Origin of the sequence: Bacillus sp. TL12 (genome assembly GCF_022625245.1) — a bacterium.
Taxonomy (GTDB): Bacteria; Bacillota; Bacilli; order Bacillales; family Bacillaceae_G; genus Bacillus_A.
On the sequence record NZ_JAJJBY010000078.1, the window covers coordinates 1 to 7216 of the forward strand.

Sequence of the window (7216 nt, forward strand, 5' to 3'; positions counted from 1 at the left end):
AAAGAGACTCCGCCTTTTCAACATACAATGAACTTCAACAATTACTAGCTACTTCCTAAACATTGTTCCTCATTTACCAACCTGTTTATGCTTTTTTCAAACTTTGCAACAGAATCAACTTTTCGCCTCTCTATATCTCTTCTGAAGTATTTGCACCAGAACCTTTTTGATTAATATATTTATTGGAAAAGCATGTTCACAGATGCTTCTGCTATCCTAATTATAGAAGCTATTTTGAACGTAAGAAATTTGTAAGGAATGGATAAGAAAAAAGAAATTTTTCTTGTGTAAGATAAAAATATAAAGAAGAGTGAAAGGGGGATTCACCGTTTGTTAGGATAAAAATAATCATTATGAAGATAATTACGAATTCCATGTTGCCCTTTTGTCATTGGTGGGGATGATAGCTGTGTAGTTAGTACGAAACAACAAGCAACCGCCCATACAATATGGATAGAGGAGAGGAATGTTTTATGAAAACACGTAGTCAAATTACATTTGTAAGTCTTGCCCTTTTAATAGCTGGAAGTTCCCTGTTATACACGACTCCAACCTCAATTGTAAAAGCAGAGCCCACTGAAAATGTATCTAGTTCGTCACACACAAGCACTCAACGAGATCGTAATTCCGTCAAACAAGCAATGCGGGATACATTGCATCTTGGATTCCCAGGGATACTTGCTAAAACTTCTGAGGGTGGAAAAACATGGAGTTATGCAGCTGGGATAGCGGATCTGAGTACCAAGAAACCAATGAAAACAGATTTTCGTTTTCGAATTGGCAGCGTGACAAAGACGTTCACTGCAACAGTTGTACTGCAATTGGCCGGAGAGAACCGCTTGAATCTAGACGATTCTATTGAAAAATGGTTGCCTGGTGTCATTCAGGGAAATGGATATGACGATAAACAGATTACTATCCGGCAATTATTGAATCACACAAGTGGTATCGCTGAGTACACAAGGTCAAAGGATTTTAATATGATGGATACAAAAAAATCTTATACTGCTGAAGGATTAGTAAAGATGGGAATTTCCATGCCCTCAGATTTTGCTCCAGGGAAGAGCTGGTCGTATTCAAATACAGGATATGTATTACTAGGGATTCTTATTGAAAAAGTAACTGGGAACAGCTATGCGGAAGAAATTGAAAATCGGATTATTGAACCGCTTGAATTATCGGATACATTCTTACCTGGAAATTCAAGCGTGATACCAGGAACCAAGCATGCCCGTGGATATATCCAACTAGACGGCGCAAGTGAGCCAAAGGATGTTACTTATTATAACCCAAGTATAGGTAGCTCGGCTGGAGATATGATTTCTACTGCAGATGACTTAAACAAATTCTTCTCTTCCTTACTCAGTGGCAAATTACTGAAGGAACAGCAACTAAAACAAATGCTTACTACAGTTCCGACAGGAAGAGCAGAAATTGATGGATATGGTCTTGGAATCTATGAAACTAAGCTTCCAAACGGTGTCTCGATATGGGGACATGGAGGCAGCATTCCAGGGTTTATTACTTTTGCTGGAGGTACACTTGGAGGTAAGCATACGTTAGCCGTCAATTTGAACAGCTTAGGAAAAGCTGACAATCCTGATCCTTTTAAAAATATTTTACTTGCTGAATTTAGCAAGTAGGCAAAAAGGAAAACCGGATAAACTTTGTCATAGTTTTTATGGCTCTAGTGCAAAAAATCTAAGAAGCTTGGACATACTGATAGTATCAATCTAGGGGTACCGCCCCATCGCCATCAAGCTAAGAAAATACACCTCCCCCAGAACGAGATTTTGTCCTAACTTGTAATAAAAAAGCTCATTTTTTCGTTTTGGGGTGGATTTGTTTTCTTAAGTTGATGGGCATGTATCTAAACCATATACATCGATATTACAGAAAATAACGAGTACATCGATACGATGCACACGTTATTTTTTACATTATGTACGATTTTTTCTAAACAAAGAAGTGTCATCATCTATCCCCTATTATTATCCAATGTTAAGCTGTCTTGCCCTTCTTCCCCATAGTTTCCTCCATAGTACTACCGAAGCAACAGTAAGTAAAAAAGTAGTAATCACACTTCCTTCAATTCCAAATGCTCCCCCATGTAATGTTTCCGGGCCACGCGTTGTTGATTTAAATAAAGGAGTCGAATATATTGTCATTCCACTTACTGCAAAACCGTACACATTATATTGAGCCCAGTTCCATATAGAATGCCAAGCACATATCCCCCAAAGACTATTCTCTTTTAACACATAAAATGCCGCAAATACACCAACTAATATGATATTTGATATAGAAAGAATTGTAATACCTGGGTTAAGTAGATGGAGAAATCCAAATAAAAATGAGGTAACAACGACTCCAACCCATATCCGACTCCTAACTGAAATAACTGGAAATAACCAACCACGTACAACAATTTCTTCTGTAGCACCTTGTACTAAAAATGCAACTAAAGAACCTAGAATACCTAATATGACGGTGGTAGTAATATGCTGAATTTGCAACTGTACAAATCCTGTTATAACAAGGAGTAATACCGGTATTGATATAAATATAAACCCTACTAGAGCTCCCCTTAAATACTTTCTTAAAAATTGTTCTTTCCAAAAACCAATTGATGAAAATGGTCGTTTCTCTACAAAGCGAATCCATAAAAAGACACTTACAATTGCACCTCCAAATGTGAGTAACATTTCTAAATTATTATAAATTCCCTTCATAAATGTCGTTTCTGCTTTTGGCAAGAACAACATAGATAAAATAAACAATTCACCTAGACTTAAAAATACAACCGATAATATTACCGCCAAAATTGGATATACTTTCTTGCGCCCTTTCTTTGCTACTTCGATTGTTTTGAACCGGCTATTGTTCAAAGTTATTCCTCTCTTTCTGTTTTAGTTTTCACCTATTACAGATATTTCCTATTTCGCATTACATCTATTATTCCCATAATTTTAAATGCAACAAGGACTGCTACTAATACTTACCTAGGAGGATGTTTAAACTAGAAATACTACATTCATAAAAAGGAACTTATTTTTTCATTTTGTTAGATACATGCCATTCAATCAACCCCTTGCTATAGTAATATTATTAAAACATAAGTCACCCCAAAGAAATCCATTTGTTTCCAACACTTGCTATTTCCCACCATTTGTTGTAAGATAGGTCTTAAGGTCAAATTTATAACAGTTTTACTTTACATATTATCAAGCATCTATTATGGATCATAAGTGTTCCTAATCGGTTTTTGATAATATGTGAATTTTTATTTTCGTTGAAATAAGACGGATCATATTGTAATTTATTTTTCTTATTTTTAGGAGGCATTTACCATGACATTAACAGGTAAAGTAAAATGGTTTAACAGCGAAAAAGGTTTCGGTTTCATCGAAGTTGAAGACGGTAACGATGTGTTCGTTCACTTCTCTGCTATCACTGGCGACGGTTTCAAATCTCTTGACGAAGGTCAAGAAGTTAGCTTCGAAGTTGAAGACGGTAACCGCGGACCTCAAGCTAAAAACGTTGTAAAGCTATAATTTAAGCAATAAAAAGGTTGTTACCATCGCACGGTTAACAACCTTTTTAATATATAATTTAAAAATTTTACATAAAAGGAGTGGTCACATGTATCGCAATCGAAAGAACGATGTAGCAGAAGTACCACCAGAACAAACCCCTGTTTGGGAATGTGAATCAGAGGATTGTTTAGGATGGATGAGAAAGAACTTTTCATTTGAAGAAGAGCCAAAATGCCCTTTATGTAAAAGTAACATGAAAAGCGGAGAACGTTTATTACCTAAATTAGGTTAATGATTTCGTATCCCTCTTATCTTTCGATGAGAGGGATTTTTATTACTCCTCTCCATAACTGATATAAAAAGAACCATGCATATTATAGACCATGGTTCTTTTCCAAATCCGTTCGTATCATAGAGTAGACACAAGCATCATGTTGTTTTTCCCCTTGCTGAATATATCCGCGCAGTATTCCCTCTTTCTGAAATCCTATTTTGGACAACATCCTACACGAGGTAACATTTTCAGGATATGTAATTGCTCCAATTCTAAATAAACCTAACTCCTGAAAACTATAAGCAATAACTTTTCGAGTAGCTTCTGATGCATATCCCTTTCCCCAATAGAAAGGATGTAAATCATAACCAATTTCAGAACGTTTACTCCAAAGTTGCAAATTATTTAATCCAATTGTGCCAATTAATGTACCTGTTTCTTTTAATACAATTCCCCATCGAATTGCACGTTTTTCAAAATAATTTTTTGAAAAAGATTCGATCATGCGTGACGCTTGACCAAATTCTGTAAAATAATTCATTCCATAATAACGTGTTACTTCTTCAAGCGAAAAGATTTCATATATTTTTTGACAATAAGATTGATCAATTTCAACTAAACGTAATCGTTCTGTTTCTAAAACAGGAAATGCCATGAAACCCCTCCCTTTCTTGCTACTAATTTATTATATCAGAAAAACCATCTCTTATTAGAAGATTCATCATAAATACAAACCTATTTTCAAAATCAATGAAACAAGATTTCTTGATATTTTCTTAATTCGCAGCCCTATCATCTTTATTCATCTAAAATTGGATATTTATGTTAAAATATTCATAAACAATACGGCACATTGTTATTCAACATGAAGATTAGGGTTATATTAGCGGAGGTGACTGAAAAATGTACATTTTTATAGGCATTGCTCTCTTGTTCATTTTGCTTGTTTTTTTATTCGCACAGAAATTCACACCCAACTCAGCGATGATGACAAGTTTCAAAGGAAACAGCTTCAAGACATTTATAATTGCACTTGTAATCGCCTCAGCATTATCACTTTCTTATGGGCTTTATCACGCAGCTACTTATCAACCTTCCATGCTAAATATTAAAATAAACAACACGCAATACATCGTTTCAGGTGATATCGGTGAATTTGGCTACTTCTCAGAACAATTAATCAAAAAAGAAAAAGAAGCTGAACTTTATTTCACTTCTTGGAAAACATTAAATCTAGAAAATCCTCAAATTACAATTAACTACCCTTCTGGTAAAAAAGAGTCTTGGAAACCGAATATTTCTCTAATAAAAAATACATCCACAAAAGAGTTAAAAGAAAAATATAAAATAAAAGAGATTTATGCTCTTTCTCCTTATTCATTTAAAGAATCCGGGGACGTCACATTAGCAATTACAGAAAATAAAACGATGCGTGCTAAAACTGTAATCAAAGTTAAATAGTAAAGAACTTTTAGTAAAAACAGACGAAATCCCTCTCTTATACTAGAGAGGGATTTCGTCAAAAATATAAAAATTCCTTTATTCAAAATGATTATTCAATGCTTTTACAATCTTCTCTGCCGTTTTCTTTCCATTTCCTATACAAGCTCCAATACCCACACCATAATATGATGCCCCGACTAAATATACATTTGGAAAAATAGCTAATAATTTCTCATTTAAAGATTGAACCGCATGGTTATGTTCCAAATGATAATTTGGCATTAAATCTTTCCAGTCCGTAACTTCAACAACTTGCGGTTCTCCCTGAATCCCAAGACTTTTCTCAATATCAGATAAGGCAACTTGAACTAATTCTTCCTTACTTTTATGTTTCATTTTTTCATAAACAGGATTTGAACTTTTATAAAACATCCTTACCAATAAATTTTGCTTATCTGATGTATGCTTCCATTTCCTACTCGTCCACGTACATGCATCACAAAGTAAATCACTATTTTCTGAAACAATGAAACCCGTTCCATCCGCCGGTAATTGCTCATCAGGTATTTCAAATCCTAAATAAACGCTAATCAGGGAAGAATTTTTCAACTTATTGAAATCATCATCTAATTCATTAGAACTTAATAATGTTTGTGCAATATTATGTGGAGCAGCTAAAACAACGTAGTCCGCTTTTATTGTTTCTTGATTTGAAAAAGAAACTTCATATCCATCGCTGACTCTTTCTACATTCGTCGTTACTACTCCTTTTTGTATTTCTGTCTCCGTCAATTCCTCTTCTAAACGATTAATAATCGTAGAAAGGCCTTTTTTAAATGATAAAAACTTCTTATTCCCAACAGCTTGAAATTGTTTTTTATTTACTTCAAAGCCTTTTATAATACTGCCATATGTATTTTTATAATCAAGTAAATACGGTAGTGTAGACGCCATGGTAAGCTCATTCAGTTTACCAGAATACACTCCTGAAAGAACAGGCGAAATTTGCTTCTCAACTAACTCTTTTCCTAAAAAACTTTCTAAAAATACAGCGAGTGATGTATCTTTCGTAAAATCTTTGTTCTTTGTAATGAAGTCTTTCAACGCAATGATTTTCCCCTTCGTTGAAACTAACGTACTACTAAATAACGATTCTACACTCATCGGTATACCAAATACTGTGTCAGCAGGAATCGGATGCAACGTATCATTTGCGTAAATATAAGAAATGCCCGTTTCGTTGTATACTAATTCCTCGTCTAAATGTAATTCTTTTACAAACGGCATAACATTTTCATTTCGAGCAACGATCGAATCGGCCCCTGTTTCCATAATAAAATCTTTTTCTTTCACACTGCGAATTTTCCCGCCTAAATATTCATTTTTTTCTACAAGGATTAATTCCAAATCTATATTGTAATCCTTCTTTAATCTTTCTAAGTAATATATAGTAGAAAGCCCTGTAATTCCTCCACCTATGACAACAACTGTTTTCATACTTGCTGCGCTCCTAACCGATACTATAATAAACTCCTTTATTATTATAACCAAAAATTAGCTTTCTCGACTAGCAGCTGACAAAGTTCGTAAAATGTACATACTATTTCTACTTATGCTTTCAATAACATTATATAGTTAATTAATTTGTCTAGTTCTTGGCTAACAGTAAGCACCTTTTCATGTTGAAATCCATAATTAGATACTAATGTAAATAGTTCTTCTTTTTTCACCTCAATGATTTGCTCTAATTTTCTCAGCTCCATATCGTATATAATCTCTCCAATTTAAAATGTATGTACTTTAGTATAAAGTATTTACATAATAAGTAAAAGTATCATTTTTAAGTCAATCTGACATCTTTAAGAACCAATGAGTGAATATACTCTAATTCAAATAGGATATGAAGAACTAAACATGCTATGTCAAAAAAAGAGACTTAGAAGGATCATTTCCTGATATTATC

General features: G+C 34.1%; 8 protein-coding genes. 4 read left to right on the forward strand and 4 right to left on the reverse strand.

Annotated features, from left to right (window positions below):
* The first annotated feature begins 473 nt into the window (after positions 1 to 473).
* Positions 474 to 1643, forward strand: coding sequence for a serine hydrolase domain-containing protein (locus tag LOK41_RS26760; RefSeq protein WP_241819016.1), 1170 nt, complete (start codon positions 474 to 476; stop codon positions 1641 to 1643).
* Positions 1644 to 1991: 348 nt separating this feature from the next.
* On the opposite strand, the gene LOK41_RS26765 is transcribed toward LOK41_RS26760, so the two are convergent.
* Positions 1992 to 2888 (reverse strand): CPBP family intramembrane glutamic endopeptidase, encoded by an 897-nt coding sequence (locus tag LOK41_RS26765; RefSeq protein WP_241819017.1) that lies wholly within the window; start codon positions 2886 to 2888, stop codon positions 1992 to 1994.
* A gap of 462 nt (positions 2889 to 3350) precedes the next feature.
* On the opposite strand from LOK41_RS26765, the gene cspD reads away from it, so the two are divergent.
* Complete coding sequence (gene cspD, locus LOK41_RS26770; protein WP_000176367.1) at positions 3351 to 3554, forward strand: cold-shock protein CspD; 204 nt, start codon at positions 3351 to 3353, stop codon at positions 3552 to 3554.
* An 88-nt stretch (positions 3555 to 3642) separates the two neighbouring features.
* Positions 3643 to 3828, forward strand: a complete 186-nt coding sequence (locus tag LOK41_RS26775; RefSeq protein WP_000286200.1) for a cold-shock protein — start codon at positions 3643 to 3645, stop codon at positions 3826 to 3828.
* Positions 3829 to 3910: 82 nt separating this feature from the next.
* Here LOK41_RS26775 and LOK41_RS26780 read toward each other — a convergent pair whose 3' ends face one another.
* On the reverse strand, positions 3911 to 4465 hold the full coding sequence (locus tag LOK41_RS26780) for a GNAT family N-acetyltransferase (RefSeq protein ID WP_241819019.1): 555 nt from the start codon (positions 4463 to 4465) through the stop codon (positions 3911 to 3913).
* A 248-nt stretch (positions 4466 to 4713) separates the two neighbouring features.
* On the opposite strand from LOK41_RS26780, the gene LOK41_RS26785 reads away from it, so the two are divergent.
* The gene (locus LOK41_RS26785; RefSeq protein ID WP_241819021.1) at positions 4714 to 5271 is read left to right on the forward strand and encodes a hypothetical protein; all 558 of its coding nucleotides are present in this window, start codon (positions 4714 to 4716) and stop codon (positions 5269 to 5271) included.
* Between the two features lie 78 nt (positions 5272 to 5349).
* Here the strand turns inward: LOK41_RS26785 and LOK41_RS26790 are convergent, their stop codons facing one another.
* Together LOK41_RS26790 and LOK41_RS26795 are read right to left on the reverse strand one after the other, a co-directional pair.
* A complete protein-coding gene (locus tag LOK41_RS26790; RefSeq protein ID WP_241819022.1) occupies positions 5350 to 6750 on the reverse strand; it encodes a protoporphyrinogen oxidase in 1401 nt (466 codons plus the stop codon).
* Positions 6751 to 6863: 113 nt separating this feature from the next.
* Entirely contained in the window at positions 6864 to 7016 is a 153-nt protein-coding gene (locus tag LOK41_RS26795; protein WP_241819024.1) for an aspartyl-phosphate phosphatase Spo0E family protein, read from the reverse strand.
* Positions 7017 to 7216: the final 200 nt, after the last annotated feature.